This is a genomic window from Pseudomonas sp. NPDC088322, assembly GCF_044740745.1.
Classification (GTDB): Bacteria; Pseudomonadota; Gammaproteobacteria; order Pseudomonadales; family Pseudomonadaceae; genus Aquipseudomonas; species Aquipseudomonas shirazensis.
In genome coordinates this window covers 1-24,667 of record NZ_JBIURK010000010.1, presented here as the reverse complement: position 1 = coordinate 24,667, position 24,667 = coordinate 1, and the positions used below count along the sequence as shown (strand labels likewise).

The 24,667-nt window shown below is 62.1% G+C and carries 23 protein-coding genes; 4 read left to right on the top strand and 19 right to left on the bottom strand.

Annotation, left to right across the window (positions count from 1 at the left end):
* Nucleotides 1-57: 57 nt before the first annotated feature.
* Nucleotides 58-1,287, top strand: a complete 1,230-nt coding sequence (locus ACIOAU_RS22960) for a nucleoside recognition domain-containing protein (protein ID WP_101322691.1) — start codon at nt 58-60, stop codon at nt 1,285-1,287.
* On the opposite strand, the gene ACIOAU_RS22955 is transcribed toward ACIOAU_RS22960, so the two are convergent.
* From ACIOAU_RS22955 to ACIOAU_RS22915, 9 genes are all read right to left on the bottom strand, one after another.
* The gene (locus ACIOAU_RS22955; RefSeq protein ID WP_220632812.1) at nt 1,269-1,886 is read right to left on the bottom strand and encodes an ABC-type transport auxiliary lipoprotein family protein; all 618 of its coding nucleotides are present in this window, start codon (nt 1,884-1,886) and stop codon (nt 1,269-1,271) included. The genes ACIOAU_RS22960 and ACIOAU_RS22955 overlap by 19 nt on opposite strands.
* Nucleotides 1,883-2,821: an MlaD family protein gene (locus ACIOAU_RS22950; RefSeq protein WP_188036900.1), complete on the bottom strand. Its 939-nt coding sequence runs from the start codon at nt 2,819-2,821 to the stop codon at nt 1,883-1,885. Before ACIOAU_RS22950 ends, ACIOAU_RS22955 begins: the two co-directional genes overlap by 4 nt.
* A gap of 3 nt (nt 2,822-2,824) precedes the next feature.
* On the bottom strand, nt 2,825-3,619 hold the full coding sequence (locus ACIOAU_RS22945; RefSeq protein ID WP_259075223.1) for an ABC transporter ATP-binding protein: 795 nt from the start codon (nt 3,617-3,619) through the stop codon (nt 2,825-2,827).
* Complete coding sequence (locus tag ACIOAU_RS22940) at nt 3,616-4,749, bottom strand: ABC transporter permease (protein WP_101322687.1); 1,134 nt, start codon at nt 4,747-4,749, stop codon at nt 3,616-3,618. The genes ACIOAU_RS22945 and ACIOAU_RS22940 overlap by 4 nt, the downstream gene beginning before the upstream one ends.
* Nucleotides 4,750-4,820: 71 nt before the next feature.
* Nucleotides 4,821-5,849 carry a DUF5924 family protein gene (locus ACIOAU_RS22935; protein ID WP_101322686.1) on the bottom strand — a complete coding sequence of 343 codons (1,029 nt, stop codon included), beginning with the start codon at nt 5,847-5,849 and terminating at the stop codon, nt 4,821-4,823.
* Between the two features lie 75 nt (nt 5,850-5,924).
* Nucleotides 5,925-7,331, bottom strand: coding sequence for a pitrilysin family protein (locus ACIOAU_RS22930; RefSeq protein ID WP_150570245.1), 1,407 nt, complete (start codon nt 7,329-7,331; stop codon nt 5,925-5,927).
* A 30-nt stretch (nt 7,332-7,361) separates the two neighbouring features.
* Nucleotides 7,362-9,020, bottom strand: coding sequence for a Na/Pi cotransporter family protein (locus ACIOAU_RS22925; protein WP_150570244.1), 1,659 nt, complete (start codon nt 9,018-9,020; stop codon nt 7,362-7,364).
* 230 nt (nt 9,021-9,250) lie between these two features.
* The gene (locus tag ACIOAU_RS22920; RefSeq protein WP_101322683.1) at nt 9,251-10,021 is read right to left on the bottom strand and encodes a TerC family protein; all 771 of its coding nucleotides are present in this window, start codon (nt 10,019-10,021) and stop codon (nt 9,251-9,253) included.
* 66 nt (nt 10,022-10,087) lie between these two features.
* Nucleotides 10,088-11,395: a CitMHS family transporter gene (locus tag ACIOAU_RS22915; RefSeq protein WP_101322682.1), complete on the bottom strand. Its 1,308-nt coding sequence runs from the start codon at nt 11,393-11,395 to the stop codon at nt 10,088-10,090.
* Nucleotides 11,396-11,663: 268 nt separating this feature from the next.
* Here ACIOAU_RS22915 and ACIOAU_RS22910 point away from each other — a divergent pair, with 268 nt between their 5' ends.
* On the top strand, nt 11,664-12,065 hold the full coding sequence (locus ACIOAU_RS22910) for a GFA family protein (protein WP_150570243.1): 402 nt from the start codon (nt 11,664-11,666) through the stop codon (nt 12,063-12,065).
* Between the two features lie 30 nt (nt 12,066-12,095).
* Here the strand turns inward: ACIOAU_RS22910 and ACIOAU_RS22905 are convergent, their stop codons facing one another.
* The 10 genes from ACIOAU_RS22905 to ACIOAU_RS22860 form a co-directional block, all read right to left on the bottom strand.
* The gene (locus ACIOAU_RS22905; protein ID WP_220632810.1) at nt 12,096-14,054 is read right to left on the bottom strand and encodes a DUF4105 domain-containing protein; all 1,959 of its coding nucleotides are present in this window, start codon (nt 14,052-14,054) and stop codon (nt 12,096-12,098) included.
* Nucleotides 14,051-14,371 (bottom strand): DUF2388 domain-containing protein, encoded by a 321-nt coding sequence (locus ACIOAU_RS22900; RefSeq protein WP_101322678.1) that lies wholly within the window; start codon nt 14,369-14,371, stop codon nt 14,051-14,053. Before ACIOAU_RS22900 ends, ACIOAU_RS22905 begins: the two co-directional genes overlap by 4 nt.
* Nucleotides 14,372-14,408: 37 nt before the next feature.
* On the bottom strand, nt 14,409-14,702 hold the full coding sequence (locus ACIOAU_RS22895) for a DUF2388 domain-containing protein (protein ID WP_101322677.1): 294 nt from the start codon (nt 14,700-14,702) through the stop codon (nt 14,409-14,411).
* An 88-nt stretch (nt 14,703-14,790) separates the two neighbouring features.
* Nucleotides 14,791-15,108, bottom strand: coding sequence for a DUF2388 domain-containing protein (locus tag ACIOAU_RS22890; protein WP_101322676.1), 318 nt, complete (start codon nt 15,106-15,108; stop codon nt 14,791-14,793).
* A 292-nt stretch (nt 15,109-15,400) separates the two neighbouring features.
* Nucleotides 15,401-15,613, bottom strand: coding sequence for a DUF1127 domain-containing protein (locus ACIOAU_RS22885; RefSeq protein WP_101322675.1), 213 nt, complete (start codon nt 15,611-15,613; stop codon nt 15,401-15,403).
* Nucleotides 15,614-16,009: 396 nt separating this feature from the next.
* Nucleotides 16,010-17,503 carry an acetyl-CoA hydrolase/transferase family protein gene (locus ACIOAU_RS22880; protein WP_401184788.1) on the bottom strand — a complete coding sequence of 498 codons (1,494 nt, stop codon included), beginning with the start codon at nt 17,501-17,503 and terminating at the stop codon, nt 16,010-16,012.
* Between the two features lie 179 nt (nt 17,504-17,682).
* Nucleotides 17,683-19,119, bottom strand: coding sequence for an NAD(P)(+) transhydrogenase (Re/Si-specific) subunit beta (locus tag ACIOAU_RS22875; RefSeq protein ID WP_101322673.1), 1,437 nt, complete (start codon nt 19,117-19,119; stop codon nt 17,683-17,685).
* A 2-nt stretch (nt 19,120-19,121) separates the two neighbouring features.
* A complete protein-coding gene (locus ACIOAU_RS22870) occupies nt 19,122-19,436 on the bottom strand; it encodes an NAD(P) transhydrogenase subunit alpha (protein ID WP_101322672.1) in 315 nt (104 codons plus the stop codon).
* 11 nt (nt 19,437-19,447) lie between these two features.
* Nucleotides 19,448-20,569, bottom strand: a complete 1,122-nt coding sequence (locus ACIOAU_RS22865; RefSeq protein ID WP_150570240.1) for a Re/Si-specific NAD(P)(+) transhydrogenase subunit alpha — start codon at nt 20,567-20,569, stop codon at nt 19,448-19,450.
* A gap of 425 nt (nt 20,570-20,994) precedes the next feature.
* Nucleotides 20,995-21,912, bottom strand: a complete 918-nt coding sequence (locus tag ACIOAU_RS22860) for a LysR family transcriptional regulator (RefSeq protein WP_220632809.1) — start codon at nt 21,910-21,912, stop codon at nt 20,995-20,997.
* Between the two features lie 165 nt (nt 21,913-22,077).
* Here ACIOAU_RS22860 and ACIOAU_RS22855 point away from each other — a divergent pair, with 165 nt between their 5' ends.
* Together ACIOAU_RS22855 and ACIOAU_RS22850 are read left to right on the top strand one after the other, a co-directional pair.
* Complete coding sequence (locus ACIOAU_RS22855) at nt 22,078-23,259, top strand: acyl-CoA dehydrogenase (protein WP_101322669.1); 1,182 nt, start codon at nt 22,078-22,080, stop codon at nt 23,257-23,259.
* Nucleotides 23,260-23,274: 15 nt separating this feature from the next.
* A complete protein-coding gene (locus tag ACIOAU_RS22850) occupies nt 23,275-24,495 on the top strand; it encodes a CaiB/BaiF CoA-transferase family protein (RefSeq protein WP_150573236.1) in 1,221 nt (406 codons plus the stop codon).
* Nucleotides 24,496-24,667: the final 172 nt, after the last annotated feature.

Below are 24,667 nucleotides of genomic sequence, written 5' to 3'. Positions count from 1 at the left end.
AGAAAGTACCCAGCCGCTTGCGTTATCATGCGTGGCATTTTTCGGGGGAACACGCGGATGCTAAACGGCCTTTGGCTCAGCTTTTTCCTGGTCGCGGCCATCTCCGCCATGGCGCAGTGGCTGGTCGGCGGCAACGCCGGGATCTTCGCCGCGATGGTCGAGAGCATCTTTGCCATGGCCAAGCTGTCGGTCGAAGTCATGGTCCTGTTGTTCGGTACCCTGACCCTGTGGCTGGGCTTTCTCAAGATTGCCGAACAGGCCGGCATCGTCGAGTGGCTGGCGAAGATGCTCGGCCCGCTGTTCGCCCGGCTGATGCCGGAGGTGCCCCGCGGCCACCCTGCGCTGGGCTTGATCACCATGAACTTCGCCGCCAATGGCCTGGGCCTGGACAACGCGGCGACGCCGATCGGCCTGAAGGCGATGCGCGCACTGCAGGAGCTCAACCCGAGCAGCACCACGGCGAGCAATGCGCAGATCCTGTTTCTGGTGCTCAACGCCTCGTCGCTGACCCTGCTGCCGGTGACCATCTTCATGTTCCGCGCCCAGCAAGGCGCACCTGACCCGACCATGGTGTTCCTGCCGATCCTGCTGGCCACCAGCGTCTCGACCCTGGTCGGGCTGCTGTCGGTCGCGGTGATGCAGCGGCTGCGCTTGTGGGATCCGGTGGTGCTCGCCTATCTAATCCCTGGCGCGCTGCTGCTGGGCGGCTTCATGGCGTTTCTGGGCACGCTGTCGGCGACTGCGCTGGCAGGCCTGTCGTCGATCCTGGGCAACCTGACCCTGTTCGGCATCATCATGTCGTTCCTGGTGGTTGGCGCCCTGCGCCGGGTCAAGGTGTACGAAACCTTCATCGAAGGCGCCAAGGAAGGCTTTGACGTCGCCAAGAGCCTGCTGCCGTATCTGGTCGCCATGCTCTGCGCGGTGGGCGTGCTGCGCGCTTCAGGGGCGCTGGAGTTGGCATTGGACGGGATTCGCCACCTGGTCGAGTGGGTGGGCCTGGACACGCGCTTCGTCGATGGCCTGCCCACTGCGCTGGTCAAGCCGTTCTCTGGCAGCGCCGCGCGGGCCATGATGATCGAAACCATGCAAAGCCAGGGCGTCGACAGCTTCCCGGCGTTGGTTGCGGCAACCATCCAGGGCAGCACCGAGACCACCTTCTATGTGCTGGCGGTGTACTTCGGCGCGGTCGGCATCCAGCGCGTGCGCCATGCAGTGGGCTGCGCGCTGCTGGCCGAGCTGTCCGGGGTGATCGCGGCGATCTGCGTCTGCTACTGGTTCTTCGCCTGAGCCTGAGCGACCTGAGCCAGTGTCCAGTCGACCAGCTGGCTCATCAGTTGGTCGCTGGCGGCACCAAAGCCGGTGACCACCGCAGGCACCTGAGTAGCACTTAGCGGCTGGCGCACTTCAAAGCGCCGGCTGGCGACGATGCGCTGGCTGCGGCCCTGCACCAGGCGCGCATCGTAGCTGATCACCACCTCTACCCTGCCCTCGCGGTATTCGCTGTTGAACGCCAGCAACTCGCCGGCCAGCTCGTAATCGGCTTGCAGATTGCTGTCGTCAGCGCTCAGGCGCTGTACCCGGCCATCACGCTGGAAGCCATCGAGCAGCCGATTGCGTACCAGCAACGGCACCGGGTCGCTCCAGCGGGCGCCTTTGTAGCCACTGATCACGTCGCCCTGGGCGATCACCGCAATGCGTTGCCCGGCGAGCGCCTCGCTGGCCAGTGGCTTGTTCACCCGCAGTGACCAGGTCAGCGGCGCGTTGCTGCTGGTGGGCTGCTTGACCGGCAGGCGGTAGATATCCACCGGCGGGCTTTGCGGCAGGATCGAGCAGGCGCTGGCCAGGCTCAGCGTGGCCAGCAGGGCGATCAGGCGCAGCGGGGTCATGGCTGGAACTCCTTGTCATTGTCGCGGCCCAGCAGATAGCCGCTTGGGTCGGCTTCGAGGCGGCGCGAGATGCCCTTGAGGGCGTTGAGGGTTTCGCGCAGTTCGCGGATCGCCGGGGTCAGCTGGTTCAAGCCCTGGGCGCCATCGTCGATGGCCTCGCGGTTATTCTTGAGCAGGTCATTGATGGTTGCGGTGCTCTCGGCCAGGGCGTTCATGGCCTGCTCGGCGCTGCCGAAGGCTTGCTTGCCCTGGGTGCCGAGCAAGCCGTTGGCGTTGCGCATCAGCGCCTGGGTCTCGGCCAGGGTGGCGTTGGCCTGTTTGCCGACTGCAGCCAGCTGGGCGATGGCGTCGCTGATACTGCCTTTTTGGCTGGCGAAAGCGCCGGTGGTCTGCTCAAGGTTGGCCAAGGTGTTGCTGAGGCGGCTGACGTTGTCGTCGGAGAGCAACTGATTGGCGTTGTGCAACAACAGGTTGATGTTGCCGACGACGTCGCTGCTGTCGTTGAGCAGGCGCGAGATCGGCGATGGCGAGGCAACGATCACCGGCAATTGGCCGTCCTTGCCTTTCAGTTCTGGGCTTTGTGGGGTGCCGCCGCTGAGCTGGATGAAGGCGTTGCCGGTAACCCCGGCCAGGGTCAGCTTGGCCTGGGTGTCCTGCTTTACCGGCGTGTCGGCGCTGAGGCGGATGCGTGCCAGCACCCGACGTGGGTCTTGCGGGTCCAGGCGCAGGGTGGTGACGTCACCGACCTTGATGCCGTTGTACTGCACCGGGCTGCCGCGCGACAGACCGGAGACCGCCTCGTTGAATACCACCTGATAGTCCTTGAAGGTCGAGTCGACGCTGGACTTGGTCAGCCACAAGCCGAACAACAAGGCGCCAGCCACGACCAGAACGGTGACCAGACCGATCAACACATGATGAGCTCGGGTTTCCATGCTTCAGCGCTCCTGCCCGACACGGCTGGCAGCTTGAGCCGCTGCGCGCCCGCGTGGGCCGTGAAAGTAATCGTGGATCCAGGGATCGTCGGTAAGCTCGACCTCGGCCAAGGGGCCGGCTACCAGCACCTTTTTCTGCGACAGCACGGCGATGCGGTCGGTAATGGTGTACAGCGTATCCAGGTCATGGGTGATCAGGAACACGCTCAAACCCAACGCATCACGCAGGGTCAGGATCAACTGGTCGAAGGCCGCCGCACCGATCGGGTCGAGCCCGGCGGTGGGTTCATCCAGAAACAGGATGTCCGGGTCCAGCGCCAATGCCCGCGCCAGCGCCGCGCGCTTGATCATCCCGCCTGACAGCGATGCGGGATACTTGTCGGCGGCGGAAATCGGCAGCCCTGCCAGGGCCAGCTTGACCCCGGCCAGATGCTCGGCATCAGTGCGCGACAGACCGGCGTGTTCGATCAGTGGCAGGGCAACGTTTTCGGTAATGGTCAGCGACGAGAACAACGCGCCCTTCTGGAACAGTACGCCAAAGCGCCGCTCGACCTGCGAGCGCTGTTCGTTGTCGAGGGTGGCCAGGTCCTGGCCGAACACCTTGACCTGACCCTCGTCGGGCTGGCGCAGGCCAACGATGCTGCGCAGCAGCACCGACTTGCCGCTGCCCGAGCCGCCGACTACCGCGAGGATCTCGCCTTTGTACAGATCGAGGTCGAGATTCTCGTGCACGCTCTGGGTGCCAAAGCGGTTGCACAGCCCGCGCGCCTGGATTACTGCCTGGGTTGCTGCACTCACCAGCCCATCTCCATGAAGAACAGCGCTGCGACGGCATCCAGCACGATCACCACGAAGATCGACTGGACCACCGCCGAGGTGGTGTGGGCGCCTACCGACTCGGCACTGCCGCTGACCTTGAAGCCTTCCAGGCAACCGATCGCGGCAATCAGAAAAGCAAAGAACGGCGCCTTGGCTAGGCCTACCAGCAGGTGCTGCACACCGATATCGGTCTGCAGCAGGGAAAGGAACATGGCTGGCGAGATATCCAGCGACAGCGCACAGACCACGCCGCCTCCGACGATGCCGCAGATCATCGCCACAAAGGTCAGCAGCGGCAGCGTGATCAGCAATGCCAGTACTCGCGGCACTACCAGTAGTTCGATCGGGTTGAGGCCGAGGGTGCGGATGGCGTCGATCTCTTCGTTGGCCTTCATCGAGCCGATCTGCGCAGTAAAGGCGCTGGCAGTGCGCCCGGCCATGAGAATGGCAGTCAGCAGCACGCCAAACTCACGCAGAAACGAGAACGCCACCAGGTCGACGGTGAAGATGGTCGCACCAAATGCGGCGAGCACCGTGGCGCCGAGAAAGGCCACCACTGCGCCGACCAGAAAGGTCAGCAAAGCGATGATCGGCGCGGCATTGAGGCCAGTCTGCTCGATATGGGCAACGACCGGTGTGAGCCGCCAGCGGTGTGGCTGCAGCGCACGCAACAGCAGGGTCTGGATGATCAGGCCAATGAAGCCGAGCAGTTGCAGGGTGTCGCCCCACAGCTTGTTGACCGAGCAGCCGATGCGCTCGAGCAGCATCAGCAGCACCGGCCGTTCGGCTTGCTTGAGCGGGATGCAGTAGTCCTGCACCGAGTGGTAGACCGTCTTCAGCAGGGCCCGGTTGGCCGCGCCGAGGTCATCGGTGCAGCGCGACAGCCGCTCGCTGCCGAGCAGTTCGGCCAGCAGCGAGGCGCCGGCAGTGTCGAGGCGGCCGAGCTGGCTGAGGTCGGCGCGGGTGTCACTGCTGTATTGACTGCGCAGGCGCTCGCTGTCGCGCTTGAGCTGGGCGTAGTGGGCCAGGGTCCAGTCACCGCTGATACGCAGGCACGGCGGTTGGCTGCTGGTGTCCAGAGTGGCGCTCGGTGTAGTCATGGGCTCCATGCTTCTGACAGTGCGCGAGGAAGGCACCGATCATAGCGTAGTGCGGGCGCTGCCGGGCAATGGCGATCTGCTCAGCTGGCTGGGGCCGCAGCAGCGTCGACCACTTTGAAGCGCAGCACGCCGATAACCTGGCCGTCCTCGGTCAGCACGCGGACTTGCCAGCGGCCCACCGGGTTGGGCGGGAAGTTCTGCTTGTGGGTCCAGGCGCGGTAGCCTTCCTTGCGCCCGCCATGAATATCCAGGGCGATCCGGTCGACCTCTTTACCGTTCAACTGCCAGACGTGATAGATCCGCTCGTTGAGCCCGCGCGGTGCGTTGATCGCGGTGTATGCATACAGCCCCGCGCCGCGAATCTGGTTGACCGGGATCTCATCCAGCGAATCACCCGGCTGGCGGTTGATCACTTCGGTGCTCACCGCCACTTCGGTCAGCCACAGCGTGGCGGGCGGCACCCAGGAGCGCAGCAGCCAGCCGCCGGCACCCACCGACAGCGTCACCAGTACCAGCGCGACGCCGCGGCGCCAGTTGGTGATCGGGAAGCTGCTGGCCAGGCTTGGGAACGACAGCGCCATGGCCGCGATCAGCGCCAGCTTGAAGCTCTGCGCGGTGGTCAGGTGAAGGATGATCGGCAGCGCCGTCAGCAGCGCGGCAAACAGGGTCAAGGTATGCAAGGCCATGAACAGCCAACGCCGCGGCGCCAGCCAGCGGTAGTAAAGCGGGTCGACGATCGAGATCACCCCAGCGGCGCCGAGCAGGCCGGTAAAGATCAACTGGCCGCTGTTCCAGGTGGTGGTGATGAAAAAGAATGGCAGGACGAAGAACAGGCTCTCCTGGTGGATCATCTGCGTGGCGTAGCGCAGTAGCGGCTGCGGGATCTCCCGCTTGAAGGTGCGGGCGAACAAACCAGTCAGGGTGTTCTCCAGCATCAGCCATATCCAGCTGACCAACAGCAGGATCGCCACCCAACTCGCCAGCCCGGCCTGGCGGTCGACCAGGATGAAGCTGCCGATCCCGGACAGGAAGCCGCCCAGCGCGATAACGCCTGGGTAGCGTTTGAGCAGTTCGATGATGCGCTGGACGATATGCGGGATGGGCGGCATGAACGGGCTACAGAAAGAGTATGGGGGCCACCATCGCGGCGGCCCCGCGATGGCTCTGCACAGGATACCGCTGAATCAGCGCTGGCGTGTAGCGCCGCTGGGCTTGGTCGGTGTGTGACGGCGACGGCGCAGCAGGCCCAGGGCGAGAATCACACCGAGCAGCAAAGCCACCAGGCCGTACAGTTCGTCATAGCCAAGCAGCGGCTGCTCGATGCGCACGTACCCCGGCTCCTTGAGCAACTCCTGCAAGGCGGCGTCGGCCTGTTTCAGGCTGACCTGGCGTAATGCGCGGATCGGGTCGCTGAAGCGGCCGTCGGTGTAGTTGTTCAAAGCGCCCCAGTAATAGTCGGCCAAGGCGCTGTTGCCCTGGCTGTTCCAGCTCTCGCGGGCGATGGCGGCTTCCTTGATGCGGGCAAAGGTATCCGCGTCGAGGCCGTTTTTGCGCAGGTGCTCGAACAGCTCCTGCAACACCTTGATCGCTGCGTTGAGGTCTTCGCGCTCGAGGTCGGCGTTGAGGCTGAGCATGCCGCTGTCGCCGAAGCTTTCACGCTGCACCGAAGGCCCGTAGGACAGGCCGTGGCGCAGGCGTAGCTGGTCGTAGACTGCCCACTCCAGGTAACGCGAAACCAGGTCGAGGGTCTGCTCGTGGCCGCTGTCCAGCACCGGCTCGATGAACAGCCAGTGCAGTTTGACGCTGTCGCCCAGCCAGCCGCGGGTCAGATCGCGGCGCTGCTCGGCCTGTTGGCTGATGCTGTCGAGGTTACGCCGCTCGCCGGGCTCGGTCGCCGGCAGCTCGCCGTAGCTGCGTTCGAGATAGGCCGGCAGCAAGCGGTCAAGGCCGCCGACCACGATCAGGGTCATGTTGTTGGCTGCGTACCAGTGGTCGCGCAGAGCCTGCACTTGCTCAAGAGTCATGTCGTCGAGGTTGGAGCGCGCCGGGCATTTCAGCCCCAGCTCGACTGCCAATTGGTCACTGGCGCGATGGCCGATGTCCTGGCGGTCGAGCCAACGTTGCAGGTGGCCGTAGTGGCCGCCGTCTTCACGCTCGATGATCTGCTTGGCAGTGGCCAGGGCCTTGGCATCGATTTTGGTATCGCGAACGGCCGCCAGCAGCAGGTCGAGCACTTTGCGCTGGTTGCGCGCCGGGGCCTCGATCACGAAGGTGGTGTCGGCGCTGCTGGTGTAGGCATTCCATTCGCCGCCCAGTGCCTGCATGCGTTCTTCCAGGCCGCCCTCGCCGGTTTCATCGATGCCGCTGAACAGCAGGTGCTCGAGCAGGTGCGGCAGCTCACGCTGGTCGCACTCGAAGTCATCGAGGCCGACCCCGACAATCAGGCGGATCGCGACATGGTCGCGCTCGTAGCCGGATTTGAGGATGACCTGCAGGCCGTTGGGCAACAGGTAGCCTTCGACCTTGGAGCGGTCGAGGGCCAGGGTCGGCAGGCTGCAGATCAGCAGGCAAATCAACATCAGGCTACGCATAGGCGAGCAGGGGTCTCCAGGTGGTGCAGGTCAGGGCTGGCGGGCTTCGTCTGGCACGCTGTCGAGCATCAGCCCGCCGGTGTCCGAGCCGCCCAGTACCACATAGGCACTGCTGCAGAACAAAGAGTTCAACCGCTTCATGTCGGCGATCAGCTCCAGATGCAGTGAACTGGTCTCGATACTCTGCACCACTTTGCGTTGCAAACGGCTTACATGGGCGTGGGCCAGGCGCCGTTCCTGGGCGCGGAAGCGGCGTTTCTCACGGAGCAGCAACTGCGCGCTTTCCGGGTCGGCGCTGAGAAACACCGACAGGCCCAGGCGCAGGTTGGCCAGCAGTTGTTCCTGCAGGCCGGTCAGCTCTTCCAGGCCGACCTGGGAGAACTCGCGGCGCTGTGAGGTCTTTTGCTGCTGGACCTTGCGCAGCATGCGCTCGACCAGGTCGCTGGCCATCTTCAGGTTGACCGAGATCTCGATGATCTCGGCCCAGCGCCGGTTGTCCTGGGCGCTGAGGTCCTCGCGGTCCATCTGCGCCAGGTACAGCTTGATCGCGCTGTACAGGGCGTCGACGTCTTCGGTGTAGGCGCGGACCTGCTGCGGCAATGCGGTCTGAGTGCCGCGCAAGGCGGCGAGCATGGCCTCGAGCAGGCTCTCGACGATGTCGCCCAGGCGCAGGGTTTCGCGGGCGGCGTTGGCCAGCGCCAGGCTTGGCGTTTGCAGCGCGGACGGGTCGAGATGGCGCGGGCGGATCTGGCCGTTGCTGCTTTCGCGCTCCGGCAGGAGGAAGTTGCACAGCCGCGCCATCGGCGTCACGGTCGGCAGCATGAGCACGCAGCGCAGCGTGTTGTAGAGCAGGTGGAAGCCGATCACCAGTTCCTGCGGGCTGAGCTTGAGGGTGTCCATCCAGTCGACCAGCGGGTGCAGCACCGGGATCATCAGCAGCAGGCCGATCAGTTTGTACAGCAGGCTACCCAGTGCCACCCGGCGGCCTGCCGAGTTCTGCATGCTGGTGGTCAGAAAGGCCAGCAAGCCACTGCCGATGTTGGCGCCGATCACCAGGCCGATGGCCACCGGCAGGCTGATCAGGTCCGAGCCGGCCAGGGTTGCGGTGAGCAGAACAGCCGCCAGGCTCGAGTAGGAAATCATCGCGAACAGGGCGCCGACCAGGGCGTCGAGAAGGATATCCCCGGTCAGCGAGGCGAACAGCACCTTGACCCCTTGTGCCTGGGTGATCGGCGTGGCCGCCTGCACGATCAGTTGCAGGGCCAGGATGATCAGGCCAAGGCCAATCGCTACCCTGCCCATCTGGCCGAGGCGAGTCTGCTTGCGCGAGAGGAAGAAGATCACCCCAATGAACAGCAGCAGGGGCGACAGCCACGACAGGTCGAAGGTCAGCACCCTGGCCATCAGCGCGGTGCCGACGTCGGCCCCGAGCATGATTGCCAGCGCCGGGGTCATCGCCATCAGGCCTTGGCCGACGAACGAGGTCACCAGCATGGCAGTGGCGTTGCTGCTCTGGACCATGGCCGTGACGACGATGCCGGCGAGAAACGCCAGCGGGCGTTTGCTCATGTTCTGGCTGATCACCCGGCGCAGGTTTGAGCCATACACCCGCAGGATCCCGGTACGCACGATGTGCGTGCCCCACACCAGCAGCGCGACCGCCGAGAGCAGATTGAGCAGAGTCAGCATAGGCAAGGCCCCCGTTGCAATTGCCCCAAGACGGGGCCAAAAAATGAAGCCGTGAGCCTGGCCCGGGGCTGGGTGGTTTTCCCAGTGCTCACTCAAGCTTTAGTCGTTTTGTGCGTCTGCTGCCAGCTTGGCATGGCTGAAACCTATTTGAAACATTTCACTGGTGCAGGAGCGCCGGGGCGCCGCCCACAAAAAAGGCCCCGAAGGGCCTTTATCTGCAACTGCCAGGCTTACTGACCAGGCACGTCCTTACGCAGCTTCACCGCATCAGGCTCGGCGCCTTCCTTGCGTGCACGGGCAGTACGCATACGGATGTTGATGGCTTCTACCGCCAGCGAGAACGCCATGGCGAAGTAGACATAGCCCTTCGGCACATGCACATCGAAAGATTCGGCGATCAGCACGGTACCGACGACGATCAGGAACGAAAGCGCGAGCATCTTCAGCGACGGGTGCTTGTCGATGAAGTTACTGATAGCACCAGCGCAGAGCATCATCACCAGCACCGCCACGACGATCGCGGCGATCATCACCGGTACGTGCGAGACCATGCCGACTGCAGTGATCACCGAGTCCAGCGAGAACACGATGTCGATGATGGCGATCTGGATGATGGTGTAGAGGAACTTGCCCCCGGCGCCTTTCGGGCCGTCGCTGCTCTCGTCTTCACCTTCCAGGCCGTGATAGATCTCTTGCGAGCTCTTCCACAGCAGGAACAGGCCACCGAAGAACAGAATCAGGTCGCGCCCGGAGATGCCCTGGCCGAACACTTCGAACAGGTCGGCGGTAAGGCGCATTACCCAGGTGATCGACAGCAACAGCAGGATCCGCGTGACCATGGCCAGGGCCAGGCCGAAGATCCGGGTACGCGGCTGCATGTGCTTGGGCATGCGGCTGACCAGAATCGAGATCATGATGATGTTGTCGATACCGAGGACGATCTCAAGTGCCGTCAGGGTCAAAAAGGCGACCCAGATTTCTGGGCTGGTCAGCCATTCCATATGTATTCCTTCAAACGTAAAAAGGCGCTGCGCCCGATAGGGACGCAGCGCGATGGGGCTTATGAATTAGAGACTGCTGAACAGCGGGAAAGTCCCCAGCAGCAGTGCGCCGAGCATTATGCACATGCACACCAGCACTGCCCACTTGAGCGTGAAGCGCTGATGATCGCCGAACTCGATGCCGGCCAGCGCGACCAGCAGGTAGGTCGAGGGTACCAGCGGGCTGAGCAGATGCACCGGCTGGCCGACGATCGACGCGCGGGCCATTTCCACCGGGGTGATGCCGTAGTGGCTGGCCGCTTCGGCCAGCACCGGCAGCACACCGTAGTAGAAGGCATCGTTGGACATGAAGAAGGTGAACGGCATGCTGACAAGGGCGGTGATCACAGCCAGGTACGGGCCGAGTGCGTCCGGGATGACTGCCAGCAGGCTTTTCGACATGGCGTCGACCATGCCGGTGCCGGACAGGATGCCGGTGAAGATACCCGCGGCGAAAATCAGCCCGGTCACTGCCAGCACGCTGCCGGCGTGGGCCGCAATGCGGTCCTTCTGCTGTTGCAGGCATGGGTAGTTGACGATCATGGCGATGCTGAAGGCAACCATGAACAGCACCGGCAGTGGCAGCAGGCCAGCGATCAGCGCGACCATCAGGGCCAAGGTGAGGGCACCGTTGAACCAGATCAGCTTCGGCCGGCGTGCTTCAGGGAACTGCGACACACTGATAGCGCTGTGGTCGATGTCGTCGGTCGGCAGGTGCAGTTCACCCAGGCGAGCCCGCTCACGCTTGCCGTACATGTAGGCGATGACCAGGATCGCCACCACGCCGAAGGCCATGGCCGGGATCATCGGTACGAAGATGTCGGACGGGTCTACATGCAGGGCACTAGCAGCGCGAGCGGTCGGCCCGCCCCATGGCGTCATGTTCATGACCCCGCCCGCGAGGATGATCAGGCCGGCCATGATCCGCGGGCTCATGCCCAGGCGGCTGTACAGCGGCAGCATGGCGGCGCAGCAGATCATGTAGGTGGTTGCACCGTCGCCGTCGAGCGAGACCACCAGGGCCAGCACTGCGGTGCCGACCGAGACTTTCAGCGGGTCACCCTTGACCGCCTTGAGGATCAGCCGCACAGCCGGGTCGAACAGACCGGAGTCGATCATCAGGGCGAAGTAGAGAATGGCGAACATCAGCATCACGCCGGTTGGCGCGAGCTTGGTGATGCCTTGCAGCATCATCGGGCCGATTTCGGAGGAGAAGCCACCGAACAGGGCGAACAGGATCGGTACCAGGATCAGCGCGATCAAGGCCGAGAGGCGCTTGGTCATGATCAGGTACATGAAGGTGATGACCATGGCAAAGCCGAGGAAGGTCAGCATGGCAGTACTCCAGGCGTGGCGCGACGAATGAAAAAAAATGCTTCGGGCGGATCAGCGCGTGGGGCGCTGTGCTTGGAATAGCTGGAGGGGTACTGCGAAGAGGCGGACACAGGAAGACATCAGAATCACCATTGTTGTTGTTGATTGGGCCGGGTGCGGACTGGTCCGGGTACCCTGGCTGACCGGTCTTGTGCCGGTAGTGGGGGCTATCCTATGAGCGCAAGCTTTCAGCCAGCTTTCGCTGGCGCCAAGGTGACGAGAGGTAATCATGTCTGAGTTTGTCGAGGGCGGCTGCCATTGCGGCGCCATCAGGTATCGCCTGGCGGGCGATCTGAACGATGTTGCGCATTGCCATTGCTCGATCTGCAGGCGCGTCAGCGGTGGCCTGGTGGTGACCTGGATCACCCTGCCCAGGCGCGACTTTCGCTGGCTCAAGGGGCGGCCGCGGCTGTATGTGGCGCCTGCCAGTTGCAGTCGGTTTTTTTGTGGCGACTGTGGCGCGCATGTGGCCCTGAGCACTGAGCACAGCCCGCAGAGTATCGATGTGACCGTGGCAACCCTGGATCAGCCAGAGCGAGTCCAGGCCAATCGGCATATCTGGACCAGCAGCCGGGTAGCCTGGCTGCATCTGGATGAACAGTTGCCGGAAGAAGCCGAAGAAGCGCTGTAAGCCGCCGTTGCTGGTAACGGCGGCTTCTGTTCAGGGCAGTTGCAAGCCGCCAGCTGCTTTGTGCAGGGCGCGCAGGTGCTCACCGATCTGCTTGACGTTGGCTTCCACCGCTTTGATCTCCTTGCCGCGCGCCGGATCGAGCAAGGCGCGAACTTCGGTATCGAGGTCGGTGCTCAGGCGCAACAACTGCGCCTGCCGCTCACGACTAACCTGCTCCAGCTGTTTGCGCTCGTCGGGTTGCGGCAAGCCGTAGCCATCGGTGCCCAGCAGCTCTGCCGGGCGGCTGAGGAAGCCGCTATTGGCCAGCATCTGCTGCAAGGTGGCGTTGGCCTTGTCGACCGTGCCGTCCTTCAGCGCGGTGGAATTCAGGTAGCGCTGCTTGACCTCGTCCTGGGCCAGCAGCAACTGCCGGCGCAGCGCCGCTTGTTCGAGCAGCAGCAATGCCGCGCTGGTGCGCAGATCGGCCCGCTGGAACCATGGCTGGCGCTGTTCGGCATCTTGCGCCAGCCAGTCTTCAACTTCGACCTGCTTGACCGGCAACTGCTTTCTGAGCACGTCGAACATGGCCTGGTAGCGGTCGCGGTAGGAGTCGAAGCGATAGCCCAGGCGCAGTGCCTCGCGGCGGTCCTCAAGCACGCTGGTATCGGCCAGGCCGCGGCCTTTGAGCACCTCGAGCAAGCCGTTAGGCATGATGTTGTCGAGGTCTTTCAGGCGCGGGTTGGCGCTGCCGCTGCGCAGCAATTTGAGTCCTTCGACTGCGCAGTTGTTGGACAGGAACCAGTAGTTGCCGTCATAGCTCCAGTGCATCTCTGCCGCCTGACGCACGACGTTTTCGACTTCAGCGCGGCTGAGTTTGAGCGGCACCGAGGCAAGGCTGCGCAGTTCGGTCTTGGTGTACTCGTCGATCACCTGGTTCAGCGGCAGAACGAACAGCCGTGACGGATAAGCGCCGACCAGGCCAGACCAGCTGGACAGCTGCACATCGTTGACGAAGGCGCGGTACGACAGCACCAGGCTCTGGTCCAGATCCAGCCGGCAATCCGGGCCACGTGGCCGGCCCGGTGCGCAGATCACCAGGCGCAGCATGCTGTGGCCCCAGCGGCTGACCAGGTTCTGGTTGGCCTCGGCCAGCAGGTAGTCGATTTCGTAGACCCGCTCGGGGTCGATTTCACCCAGCGGCTGGCGGGCGAAGTCATTGCCGGCATTGATGAATGGCAGGGTTTTCGCGCATTCGTTCTGTTGCGGCGCCCAGGCAAAGTGCTCACGCAGATACTGATTGAGGGCCGGCCGGCGGCAGCCGTAGCTTGGGTCGAGGAGGAAGTACTCCATGTTGACCGCCACGTATTCCTTCGGGCTGCTCAGCTCATAACTGTCGGGGCTGCGCACCAATTGGTTGTTGTGCTGTTCGCGCTCGCCGCGGCGGCCGACATACTGCGGCCAGCCGGCCAGGTCGAGCAGGCGTGGGTCATCGCTGAGGGTGAAGCGTCGTTCGCCTTCGCCGCGGCATTCCTCTGGCAGGCCGATCTTGCCCAGCGTGTCCTGTTGGCGCTTGCAGCGGTTGATCAGCAGGCGATCGGCGCTGGGCCACAGGCGGGCGCGGTCATAGATATGGGTGAGTTCGTGGAGGACGGTGGCCAGCAGCTCCTGGCGTACCGTGCCGTGCGGCCGGCCGGTGGCCTGGGTGGCCGCGCTGCCATCGGCAAGCGCGGGCAGCAAGCGCCGGTTCAGGTCAAGCGTGGACACCAGCGAGGCCTGGCCATAAGCGTCGGCGGGCATGTGCTCGCTCCAGCTGACCTGCACGCGCCGATCCAGCTGCTGCTTGAACCGCGGCGGCAGCTTTGCCAGCGCTTCATCAAGCAGCGCCTGGGTGGCTTGCTGTTGTTGCTGGTCAAGCCCGTCAGCCTGCAGATCGAGCTGCAGGTCGGCCAGGGCGGGCGCGCCCAGCAGCGTCAGGACGCTGCCCAGCAGCCAGGCACGCATACGCTTCACAGCGCGAGAATAGCTTCGGCGAGCACCTGATCGCTGGCGTCGCGTGCTTCAGGCACACGCTGGCGAATGGTATTGAGTGCCGCTTCAAGCTGTGCACCGCGAATATCACCGCGGCTGGCAACGAAGCTGGCGGCGTCGTCGTGGGCATCCTGAACGATCTTCGAGTCGCGGATCGAAGTGGTGGTATCAGAAGTGAAATCGATCGAACGGCCAAAGGCGCGGACGATGATATTGCTGGTAGCCACCAGAGTCTGTGCATGGGCCAGGTCGGCCAGGAGCAGCATGCCGAGGGAAGCGGCGATCAGCGATTTACGCATGGAGCATCTCCAAACTAATACAGGGAGTCGAATTGAATCATTGGACGAGAATTGCTTCTGCCAGTTCAAGGTCGTCAGCAGATTGATAGCCAGCATGATGGCGCAAGGTGCGCAGTGCCGCCTGCAGGCGTACACCACGGATCAGACCGTCGGTGGCAACAAAGGCTGCGGCATCATCACGGGCCTGCACCATCAGCTTGCGATCGAACGGTGCGCTGGTCACCTTGCTGGTGACGTAGCCAGTGACAACCAGGCTCTGGGTCGAGACATCCATGGCATGGGCGCTGCCCATCCCGGCGAGGGCAATCAGCAATGGCGAAAGATAACGCATGGGTTTGGCAGGCTTGAACTCGGAGGGCGAAGGCTAACCCGAATACACGGCGCAGAGCCAGTGCACCCGGGTGTGCCGCAGGGCGGTGTTACAGGGCGAGGATCGCCTGCGCCAGTTGGGCATCACTGGCCTGCAGGGTTGGCGCCTGCTGGCGGATGTGACGGAAAGCGCTTTCCAGCTTGGCGCCACGAATCACACCTTCGCTGCCCACAAAGCTGGCGGCATCGTCGCGCGCAGCCTTGACGATCTTGTCGTCACGGAATGACGAGGTCACGTCGGAGGTGGCATCGGTAGTGGCAGCAACGGCGCCGACTACGGCATCGGTGGTGACGATGAAGCTGGTGGCATTGGCTGTGCCAGTCAGGGTCAGCAACAGGGCGGCGCCCAGCAAGTGGTTACGGGACATGGCGATGACTCCTGCAGATAAGGGCGGTGTGCTTGTGGTTATCGGACGCTCACTCGGCCTGTAACGGTACTTTATTTCACCGGCCGTTAGCGCAAGCGTATCACGCGTTGCTGTTTCTGGATGTGACGCAGCATAGGTGCAAACTGTACTGGTATAAACCGCAATTCATTAAATTGTACTGGTTGCGGAGATATGGAGTCATGTATCAGCCGTAAAAACAAAAAACCCGTCACAGTTGCCTATGACGGGTTTCAGGAATTCTCGGTGCCGGCCTGGGCCGGCAAGCCGGAGCTTAGCGCCAGAACGGCTTGCTCAGCTCTTCGTAACGCTGCGACTCGCTGATACCGGCGTCAGCCAGAAGGCGACCATCCAGGCGAGCAAGTTGACGGCGGCTGGCGATGCGACGCTGCCACAGGAGCAGAGTGGACAAAGCGCGCAGAGGCAGCGAGGTGTTGGATTGGCTGTTGCTTTCAAAAACCAGACCGGAACTGAGGGTGCGTTCCATGATATGTCTTCCTTCCGCTTGTGGCGGCATTAGGTAGTGATTTAACTGATGCCAATGATCCTCCTCTTGTGTCCATAACAGTAGGTACAGTTCACTTGTATTGGGCGGGTTCAGTTAACTGCATAACACGACTGTTGCACTGTTAATTGGCGAAACTGTACTGGTGCGCATCATTATGGTGCATTTATGGCTGTTGGGTCTGCCTGACTTGCCGATTGGGTCAGTATTTACCGGTACAGTAGTACAGTTTAATTAAGTTAAAGCATTCAAACTGTTTTGTTGCGTTTGCTTGCCAAGCACTCAGGCAGCACAAAGCCGCGTCGAGCACCTTCTGCCTGAGGCAAAAAGTACACGACGCGGCTTCGTAGGAGGTCAAACCAGCCTACTCATTTGCAGTCAGCCGACCAGCATGCGCCCGGTTTCTTCCAGGTTTTCATGCCAGCTCAGCGCTTCGCGCAAAATGTGCGGCGTGTGTCCGCCGCGCTGGCAGGCGCGCTCGAAGTAATAGTTCAGCGCCGCCCGGTAATCGGGATGGACACAGTTGTCGATGATCACCCGAGCCCGCTCGCGCGGGGCCAGGCCACGCAAGTCGGCCAAGCCCTGCTCGGTGACGAGGATGTCGACGTCGTGCTCGGTATGGTCGACGTGGCTGACCATCGGCACTACGCTGGAGATCGCGCCCGCTTTGGCGATCGACTTGGTGACAAAGATCGCCAGGTGCGCGTTGCGGGCGAAGTCACCCGAGCCACCAATGCCGTTCATCATCCGCGTGCCGCAGACATGGGTCGAGTTGACGTTGCCATAAATGTCGAATTCGAGCGCTGTGTTGATGCCGATGATGCCCAGACGCCGCACCACTTCAGGGTGGTTGGAGATCTCCTGCGGGCGCAGGACCAGTTTGTCCTTGTAGCGCTCGAGGTTGCCGAACACATCGGCGTTGCGTCGGCTCGACAGGGTGATCGAGCTGCCTGACGCGAAGCTCAGTTTGCCGGCGTCGATCAGGTCGAAGGTCGAATCCTGGAGTACTTCGGAGTACATGGTCAGTTCTTCGAACGGCGAGTCGATCAGGCCGCACATTACCGCGTTGGCGATGTTGCCGATGCCAGCCTGCAGCGGGCCAAGCTTGTTGGTCATGCGCCCTGCTTCGACTTCACTCTTGAGGAAGTTGATCAGGTGGTTGGCGATGCCCTGGGTCTCGTCATCCGGAGCCAGCACAGTAGACGGCGAGTCGGGCTGATTGCTGATGACGATGCCGACGATCTTGGCCGGGTCGATGGCAATCGCCGGGCTGCCGATACGGTCGTCGACCTTGGTCAGCGGGATTGGCGTGCGGGTCGGCCGGTAGCTTGGGATATAGATGTCATGCAAACCCTCGAGGTTGGGGTTGTGCGACAGGTTGATCTCGACGATCACCCGTTTGGCGAAAATGGCGAAGCTGGCCGAGTTGCCCACCGAGGTGGTCGGCACGATGTGGCCCTGTTCGGTGATCGCGACCGCTTCGATGACGGCAATGTCCGGCAGCGGCAGCTGTTTGTTACGCAGTTGCTCGACGGTTTCCGACAGGTGCTGGTCGATGAACATCACCATGCCTTGGTTGATCGCCTTGCGCAGTGTGCTGTCGACCTGAAACGGCATGCGCCGGGCGAGTACGCCGGCTTCGGTCAGCTGCTTGTCGAGGTCGTTGCCCAGGCTGGCGCCGGTCATCAGCGTGATTTTCAGCGGCGAGGTCTTCGCGCGCTCGGCAAGTGCGTGCGGCACGGCCTTGGCTTCGCCGGCGCGGGTAAAGCCGCTCATGCCGACGGTCATGCCGTCCTCGATCAGGGCAGCGGCATCGGCCGCACTCATTACCTTGCTGTGCAGGGAGGACAAGCGGATACGATCACGGTACATGGATTGTTATCTCAGGCTACTCAAGCTAGATGCGCAGTCTAGTGATTTCGCCCTGCTCCGTCCCACGACCATGGTCGTATGAGCGGCCTCGGCGCCGCGCCGTTGATCTGGATCAGGCAAATGCAAAAACCCCCGGTCATACAGCTCCGGGGGTTTTTGACTATCTATATAGCAGCGGCTTAGTCGACGGCTTTGACCATGTCTTCGATGACCTTCTTGGCATCGCCGAACACCATCATGGTCTTGTCCAGATAGAACAGCTCGTTGTCCAGACCGGCATAACCGCTGGCCATCGAGCGTTTATTGACGATGACGGTCTTGGCTTTGTATGCCTCAAGGATCGGCATGCCGGCGATGGGCGACTTGGGATCGTTCTTCGCCGCCGGGTTGACCACGTCGTTGGCGCCCAGCACCAGCACCACATCGGCCTGGCCGAACTCGGCGTTGATGTCTTCCATCTCGAACACCTGGTCGTAAGGCACTTCGGCTTCGGCCAGGAGCACGTTCATGTGCCCAGGCATGCGCCCTGCCACCGGGTGGATCGCATATTTGACGGTCACGCCGTTGTGGATAAGTTTCTCGGTCAACTCCTTGAGCGCATGCTGCGCGCGCGCCACCGCCAGGCCGTAGCCCGGTACGATGATCACGGTGTCGGCATTGCTCAGCAGGAACGTCGCATCATCAGCGGAACCGGATTTGACCGGGCGTTGCTCCTGACTGCCGGCTGCTGCGCCGCTGTCGGTTGCGCCGCCAAAGCCGCCAAGGATTACGTTGAAGAACGAACGGTTCATCGCCTTGCACATGATGTACGAGAGAATCGCACCGCTCGAACCGACCAGCGAACCGGCGATGATCAGCATCGAGTTGTTCAGCGAGAAGCCGATACCGGCCGCGGCCCAGCCTGAGTAGCTGTTGAGCATCGATACCACCACCGGCATGTCGGCACCGCCGATAGGGATGATGATCAGCACGCCCATGATGAACGCCAGAATCAGCATCAGGGTGAACGCGCTGTAGTGGCCGGTGAAGGTGAACAGCAGGCCGAGGGCAATAGTAGTAAGGCCCAGGATCAGGTTGAGTTTGTGCTGGCCGGCGAACTGTACCGGTGCACCCTGAAACAGGCGGAACTTGTACTTGCCCGAAAGCTTGCCGAAGGCGATTACCGAGCCGGAGAACGTCACCGCACCGATGGCAGCGCCGAGGAACAGCTCCAGGCGGTTGCCGGTCGGGATCGGATCAGTGATCGCAGCAACGATGCCCATCGATTGCGGTTCAAGCACGGCGGTGATAGCGATGAACACCGCCGCCAGGCCGATCATGCTGTGCATGAAGGCGACCAGCTCAGGCATCTTGGTCATCTCGACGCGCTTGGCCATGATCGAGCCGGCAGTGCCGCCGATCAGCAGACCCAGCAGCACATAGCCGATACCGGCAGTGGCCAGCTCGGCGCCGAGCTTGTAGATGAGGCCCACCGTGGTGAGCATGGCGATGCCCATGCCGATCATGCCGAACAGGTTGCCGCGGCGTGATGTGGTCGGGTGTGACAAGCCCTTCAATGCCTGAATGAAGCAGACCGAAGCGACGAGGTAGAGAAGCGTTACCAGATTCATGCTCATGCTTACTTCTGCGCCTCGTTCTTGGTTTTCTTCTTGAACATCTCGAGCATGCGCCGGGTGACCAGGAAGCCACCAAAGACGTTGACCGCGGCCAGGGCCACGGCCAGGGTGCCCATGATCTTGCCTGCTGGGGTCACGGTCAGGGCGGCAGCGAGCATGGCGCCGACAATGACGATCGCCGAGATCGCGTTGGTCACCGCCATCAGCGGTGTGTGCAGTGCCGGGGTCACGTTCCAGACCACGTGGTAACCGATGTAGATGGCCAGCACGAAGATGATCAGGTTGTAGATGCCGTGGGAAATCAACATGTCTTCCATAGCTGTGCTCCTTAACCGTTGTTGCGGATGACAGTGCCGTCGCGGCACATCAGGCACGCAGCAACAATGTCATCTTCGAGGTTGATCACCAGCGCACCGTCCTTGTCGAACAGCAGCTTCATGAAGTCCAGCAGGTTGCGTGCGTACAGCGCCGAAGCATCGGCCGCGACCTGGGCAGGCAGGTTGGTCGGGCCGACGATGGTCACGCCATGCTCCAGCACGACCTGGTCGGCCACGGTCAGCGGGCAGTTGCCGCCTTGCGCTGCAGCCAGGTCGATAACCACCGAGCCGGGCTTCATCTGCGCCACGGTCTCGGCGCTGAGCAGGGTGGGAGCCTTGCGGCCCGGGATCAATGCGGTCGTGATGACGATGTCGGCCTGCTTGGCGCGTTCGTGCACGGCTTGCGCCTGACGCTGCATCCAGCTGGCCGGCATTGGTCGCGCATAGCCGCCGACGCCTTGAGCGCATTCGCGCTCTTCATCGGTTTCGAACGGCACATCGAGAAACTTGGCGCCGAGCGATTCGATCTGCTCCTTGACTGCCGGACGCACATCCGACGCCTCGATCACCGCGCCCAGACGCTTGGCAGTAGCGATCGCCTGCAGGCCGGCTACACCGGCGCCGAGGATCAGCACGCGGGCGGCTTTCACCGTACCCGCCGCCGTCATCAGCATCGGCATGAAACGCGGGTAATGATGGGCTGCCAACAGCACCGCCTTGTAACCGGCAATGTTGGCCTGCGACGACAGTACGTCGAGGCTCTGCGCCCGCGAAGTACGCGGCGCCGCTTCGAGGGCGAAGGCGGTAATCCCGCATTCGGCCATCTTGCCGATCAGTTCGCTGTTGAAGGGGTTGAGCATGCCTACCAGCAGGCTGCCGCGATTGATCAGGGCCAGCTCCTGATCAGACGGCGCAACGACCTTGAGCACCAGTTGCGCGCCAAAGGCATCGGCAGCGCTGCCAAGGGTGGCGCCTGCGGCTTCATAGGCACTGTCCGGAATGCTGGCGTTAAGCCCGGCCCCCCGTTGGACGGTGACCTGATGGCCTTGGCCAACCAGCTTCTTGAGGGTATCGGGGGTCGCAGCGACCCGCGTTTCGCCCGTCTGCGTCTCGAGAGGAACACCAATGTGCACGACTTTTCTCCTGCGGACCTTCTTATCGTTATTTAAGCCAGCAGGCGCACGGTCAACACCGCAACGCCAGCGACGCAGCCATAAGGCTCGAACCCGCCGAATCCCGGGCGGGCGAAGCATTTTGCAGAGGAACACAGCGGCCATCAACCGATTCTGGAGTGATACCGATGCATAACTACAAGTCACCCTGTGACCGTATGTCGCAAGTAACCGGCCGGGGGCGCTCTAGTACGGGCTTTTGGAAGATTAGACGATAAAACGAATTATTTTTTAGTGATTTCGCAGCTAGCATGCTCGAGGTCGTAAAAGACGCTGAAAGCCCCGTCTTTACTGGGTTTATAGTGATTTAGGCAGCCAGCATTACAGTTTTCATATATGCGACATAACAGTATATCTGTAGGTGTTTAAAATATTTGACTACAGGGTCAATTTGTCTGCTTTGTGCCGTGCGTCTCTACGTAAATACGGGCTTGCTCTGCCAGCCAATCTCGGAACGCGCGCAGTGAAGCTGAAGCGACCTTGCGCTCGGGAATCATCAGATAGTAGGCCTTGGTGCTGGACAGCGCATGCCTGTTAGCGACCACCAGCCTGCCCTGCTGCAGCTCTTGTTGAATCAGGAATGGGGGAATCAGGGCGATGCCCATGTCATGCATGGCCGCCTGAGCCAGCATCGAAAACAGCTCATAGCGCGGACCGGTCATGTCGCGCTCGATGTTCAGTTCCAGGCTGCTGAACCATTGCCGCCAGGCGTAGGGTCTGGTGGTCTGCTGCAGTAAAGGCAGCTCGGCGATCTGCTTAGCGCTCAGTTCCAGCTGGCCCTGCAGCAGTGAGGGGCTGCAGACCGGTAATGGGTTCTCGCTCATCAGTCGGTGCGACTCGGTGCCTGACCAGTCGCCATCGCCGAAATAGATCGCTGCGTCGAATGCGGTGTCGGCGAACAGGAATGGCCGGGTGCGGTTGGTCAGGTTGACGGTCACCTCGGGATGACGCTGTTGAAAGTCCTTCAACCTCGGCAGCAACCATTGGGTGCCGAAGGTCGGGACCACCGCCAGCTCGATCACATTGGCGCCCTGCTGGCGCATCACCGACAAGGTGTCGCGCTCGACAGCATCCAACTGAGTGCTGACCTGACGGCTGTAAGACAAGCCGGCCTCGGTCAATTGCACCCCGCGCCTGGAGCGGCGAAACAGCTCGACGTTGAGAAACGCCTCCAGCGCAGCGATCTGGCGACACACGGCGCCTTGGGTCAGGGCCAGCTCAAGGGCGGCTTTGGTGTAGCTCTCGTGGCGAGCTGCTGCCTCGAAGCAGATCAGGGCAGTCGTGCTGGGGATCTTGCGCCGCATGTACGTCAACCTCACTTATATGTGCAGCAATTACGAATGCTGAGGATATACGGAGTGACGAAATGTCACTAGTAGGTGCGTAATAGTCGTTTGTCGTGGCTGATGATCGGGCCTAGGATCATTCCATGACCCTACTGCCCTGCCCCCTATTCGAGGATTACGTTCATGGCCGGTAAAGCTAGCTTCAACTGGATCGACCCGTTGCTGCTCGATCAGCAGCTCACTGAAGAGGAGCGCATGGTCCGCGACAGCGCTTATCAGTTCGCCCAGGACAAGCTGGCGCCGCGCGTGGTCGAGGCGTTCCGCCATGAGCAGACCGACCCGAAGATTTTCCGTGAAATGGGTGAAGTCGGCCTGCTCGGCGCGACCATCCCAGAGCAGTACGGTGGCAGCGGCTTGAACTACGTGTGCTATGGCTTGATTGCCCGCGAGGTGGAGCGCATCGACTCCGGCTACAGGTCGATGATGAGCGTGCAGTCGTCGCTGGTGATGGTGCCGATCAACGAATTTGGCAGCGAAGCGCAAAAGCAGAAATACCTGCCCAAGTTGTCCAGTGGCGAATGGATCGGCTGCTTTGGCCTGACCGAGCCTAACCATGGTTCTGATCCGGGGGCGATGATCACCCGTGCGCGCAAGGTCGAGGGCGGTTACAGCCTGAGCGGCAGCAAGATGTGGATCACCAATAGTCCGATCGCTGATGTATTCGTGGTCTGGGCCAAGGATGACGCCGGTGATATCCGTGGCTTTATTCTGGAAAAGGGCTGGAAAGGCCTGAGTGCACCGGCGATTCACGGCAAGGTTGGCCTGCGCGCCTCGATTACCGGCGAGATCGTCATGGACAGCGTGTTTGTCCCTGAAGAAAACATCTTCCCAGAGGTGCGCGGCCTGAAGGGCCCGTTCACCTGCCTCAACTCGGCCCGCTACGGCATCTCCTGGGGCGCGTTGGGCGCAGCCGAAAGCTGCTGGCACACCGCACGTCAGTACACCCTCGACCGCCAGCAATTTGGCCGCCCGCTGGCAGCCAACCAGTTGATCCAGAAAAAGCTGGCTGATATGCAGACTGAAATTACCCTGGGCCTGCAAGGCTGCCTGCGCCTTGGGCGGATGAAGGACGAAGGCACCGCAGCCGTCGAGATCACCTCGATCATGAAGCGTAACTCTTGCGGCAAGGCCTTGGAGGTCGCGCGACTGGCCAGGGACATGCTCGGTGGCAATGGCATTTCCGATGAGTTCGGCGTGGCGCGTCACCTGGTCAACCTTGAGGTGGTCAACACCTATGAAGGCACCCATGACATCCATGCGCTGATTCTTGGCCGCGCCCAGACCGGTATCCAGGCGTTCTATTAATAGAGGAGCCGGGCCATGGGTGCGCTTTCCCATCTGCGGGTGCTGGACCTTTCACGTGTACTGGCCGGGCCATGGTCCGGGCAGATCCTCGCTGACCTTGGCGCCGACGTGATCAAGGTCGAGCGGCCAGGTGCGGGTGACGATACTCGCGCCTGGGGGCCGCCTTTCCTCAAGGACGCCTATGGCGAGAACACCAGCGAGGCTGCTTATTACCTGTCGGCGAACCGTAACAAGCGTTCGGTGACCATCGACTTCACTCAGCCGGAGGGCCAGCGCCTGGTGCGTGAGCTGGCGGCCCGGTCGGATATCGTCATCGAGAACTTCAAGGTCGGTGGGCTGGCGGCCTATGGCCTAGACTACGCAAGCTTGAAGGCGGTCAACCCCAGGCTTATCTATTGCTCGATCACAGGCTTTGGCCAAACCGGGCCTTATGCCAAGCGTGCTGGCTACGATTTCATGATTCAGGGGCTGGGCGGGCTGATGAGCCTGACCGGCCGGCCCGAAGGGGAAGCGGGTGCGGGGCCGGTCAAGGTTGGCGTAGCGCTGACGGATATTCTTACCGGGTTGTATTCCACCGTAGCGATTCTGGCCGCCCTCGCCCATCGCGATCAGGCTGGCGTCGGCCAGCATATAGATATGGCCCTGCTGGATGTGCAGGTTGCCTGCCTGGCCAATCAGGCGATGAATTACCTCACCACCGGCAATGCACCGCGGCGCCTGGGTAATGCGCACCCTAATATAGTGCCGTATCAGGACTTCCCTACTGCCGATGGCGATTTCATTCTCACCGTGGGTAATGACGGGCAGTTCCGCAAGTTTGCCGAGGTAGCTGGTCAGCCGCAGTGGGCGGACGATCCACGCTTTGCCACCAACAAGCAGCGCGTTGCCAATCGCGCTGAGCTGATTCCGCTGATCCGTCAGGCGACGGTGTTCAAGACGACGGCCGAGTGGGTTGCGCAATTGGAGTTGGCCGGCGTGCCGTGTGGGCCGATCAATGACCTGGCGCAGATGTTCCAGGACCCGCAGGTGCTGGCCCGAGGGCTGGCGCTGAGTATCCCACATCCACTCGCAGGTAGCGTGCCGCAGGTGGCTAGCCCGATTCGGCTGTCCGAGACGCCGGTGGAGTATCGCCAGGCGCCGCCTCTATTAGGGGAACACACCGAGGCTGTGCTGAGCGAGCTGCTTGGGTTGGATGAACAGGCAGTGCGGCAGCTGCGCGCGGCGGGCGTCCTTTAAGACTGAGCATGCTTCTGTGGGTGGCGTGCGCTGTTCATCACCTCTGTTACAAGAATATTGCAACGTGTTGAATTAGTGCTTGACGCATTCCTGTGAGCCCTTATAATGCGCCCCACTTCCAGCGTAGTTGGAGCGGAAAACTCCTTGAGTTTCAAAGAGTTAGAAGTTTCAG

Excerpts from the sequence above, each read along its gene's own strand:
- ACIOAU_RS22900 (WP_101322678.1), bottom strand. The coding sequence starts at position 14,371 with ATGCGTAAATCGCTGATCGCCGCTTCCCTCGGCATGCTGCTCCTGGCC.
- ACIOAU_RS22955 (WP_220632812.1), bottom strand. The coding sequence starts at position 1,886 with ATGACCCCGCTGCGCCTGATCGCCCTGCTGGCCACGCTGAGCCTGGCC.
- ACIOAU_RS22935 (WP_101322686.1), bottom strand. The coding sequence starts at position 5,849 with ATGCCGCCCATCCCGCATATCGTCCAGCGCATCATCGAACTGCTCAAA.
- ACIOAU_RS22910 (WP_150570243.1), top strand. The coding sequence starts at position 11,664 with ATGTCTGAGTTTGTCGAGGGCGGCTGCCATTGCGGCGCCATCAGGTAT.
- ACIOAU_RS22870 (WP_101322672.1), bottom strand. The coding sequence starts at position 19,436 with ATGGAAGACATGTTGATTTCCCACGGCATCTACAACCTGATCATCTTC.
- ACIOAU_RS22855 (WP_101322669.1), top strand. The coding sequence starts at position 22,078 with ATGGCCGGTAAAGCTAGCTTCAACTGGATCGACCCGTTGCTGCTCGAT.
- ACIOAU_RS22950 (WP_188036900.1), bottom strand. The coding sequence starts at position 2,821 with ATGGAAACCCGAGCTCATCATGTGTTGATCGGTCTGGTCACCGTTCTG.
- ACIOAU_RS22880 (WP_401184788.1), bottom strand. The coding sequence starts at position 17,503 with ATGTACCGTGATCGTATCCGCTTGTCCTCCCTGCACAGCAAGGTAATG.
- ACIOAU_RS22915 (WP_101322682.1), bottom strand. The coding sequence starts at position 11,395 with ATGCTGACCTTCCTCGGCTTTGCCATGGTCATCACCTTCATGTACCTG.
- ACIOAU_RS22920 (WP_101322683.1), bottom strand. The coding sequence starts at position 10,021 with ATGGAATGGCTGACCAGCCCAGAAATCTGGGTCGCCTTTTTGACCCTG.
- ACIOAU_RS22850 (WP_150573236.1), top strand. The coding sequence starts at position 23,275 with ATGGGTGCGCTTTCCCATCTGCGGGTGCTGGACCTTTCACGTGTACTG.
- ACIOAU_RS22930 (WP_150570245.1), bottom strand. The coding sequence starts at position 7,331 with ATGCGTAGCCTGATGTTGATTTGCCTGCTGATCTGCAGCCTGCCGACC.
- ACIOAU_RS22885 (WP_101322675.1), bottom strand. The coding sequence starts at position 15,613 with ATGGAACGCACCCTCAGTTCCGGTCTGGTTTTTGAAAGCAACAGCCAA.
- ACIOAU_RS22960 (WP_101322691.1), top strand. The coding sequence starts at position 58 with ATGCTAAACGGCCTTTGGCTCAGCTTTTTCCTGGTCGCGGCCATCTCC.
- ACIOAU_RS22940 (WP_101322687.1), bottom strand. The coding sequence starts at position 4,749 with ATGGAGCCCATGACTACACCGAGCGCCACTCTGGACACCAGCAGCCAA.
- ACIOAU_RS22860 (WP_220632809.1), bottom strand. The coding sequence starts at position 21,912 with ATGCGGCGCAAGATCCCCAGCACGACTGCCCTGATCTGCTTCGAGGCA.
- ACIOAU_RS22875 (WP_101322673.1), bottom strand. The coding sequence starts at position 19,119 with ATGAGCATGAATCTGGTAACGCTTCTCTACCTCGTCGCTTCGGTCTGC.
- ACIOAU_RS22890 (WP_101322676.1), bottom strand. The coding sequence starts at position 15,108 with ATGTCCCGTAACCACTTGCTGGGCGCCGCCCTGTTGCTGACCCTGACT.
- ACIOAU_RS22895 (WP_101322677.1), bottom strand. The coding sequence starts at position 14,702 with ATGCGTTATCTTTCGCCATTGCTGATTGCCCTCGCCGGGATGGGCAGC.
- ACIOAU_RS22925 (WP_150570244.1), bottom strand. The coding sequence starts at position 9,020 with ATGCTGACTCTGCTCAATCTGCTCTCGGCGGTCGCGCTGCTGGTGTGG.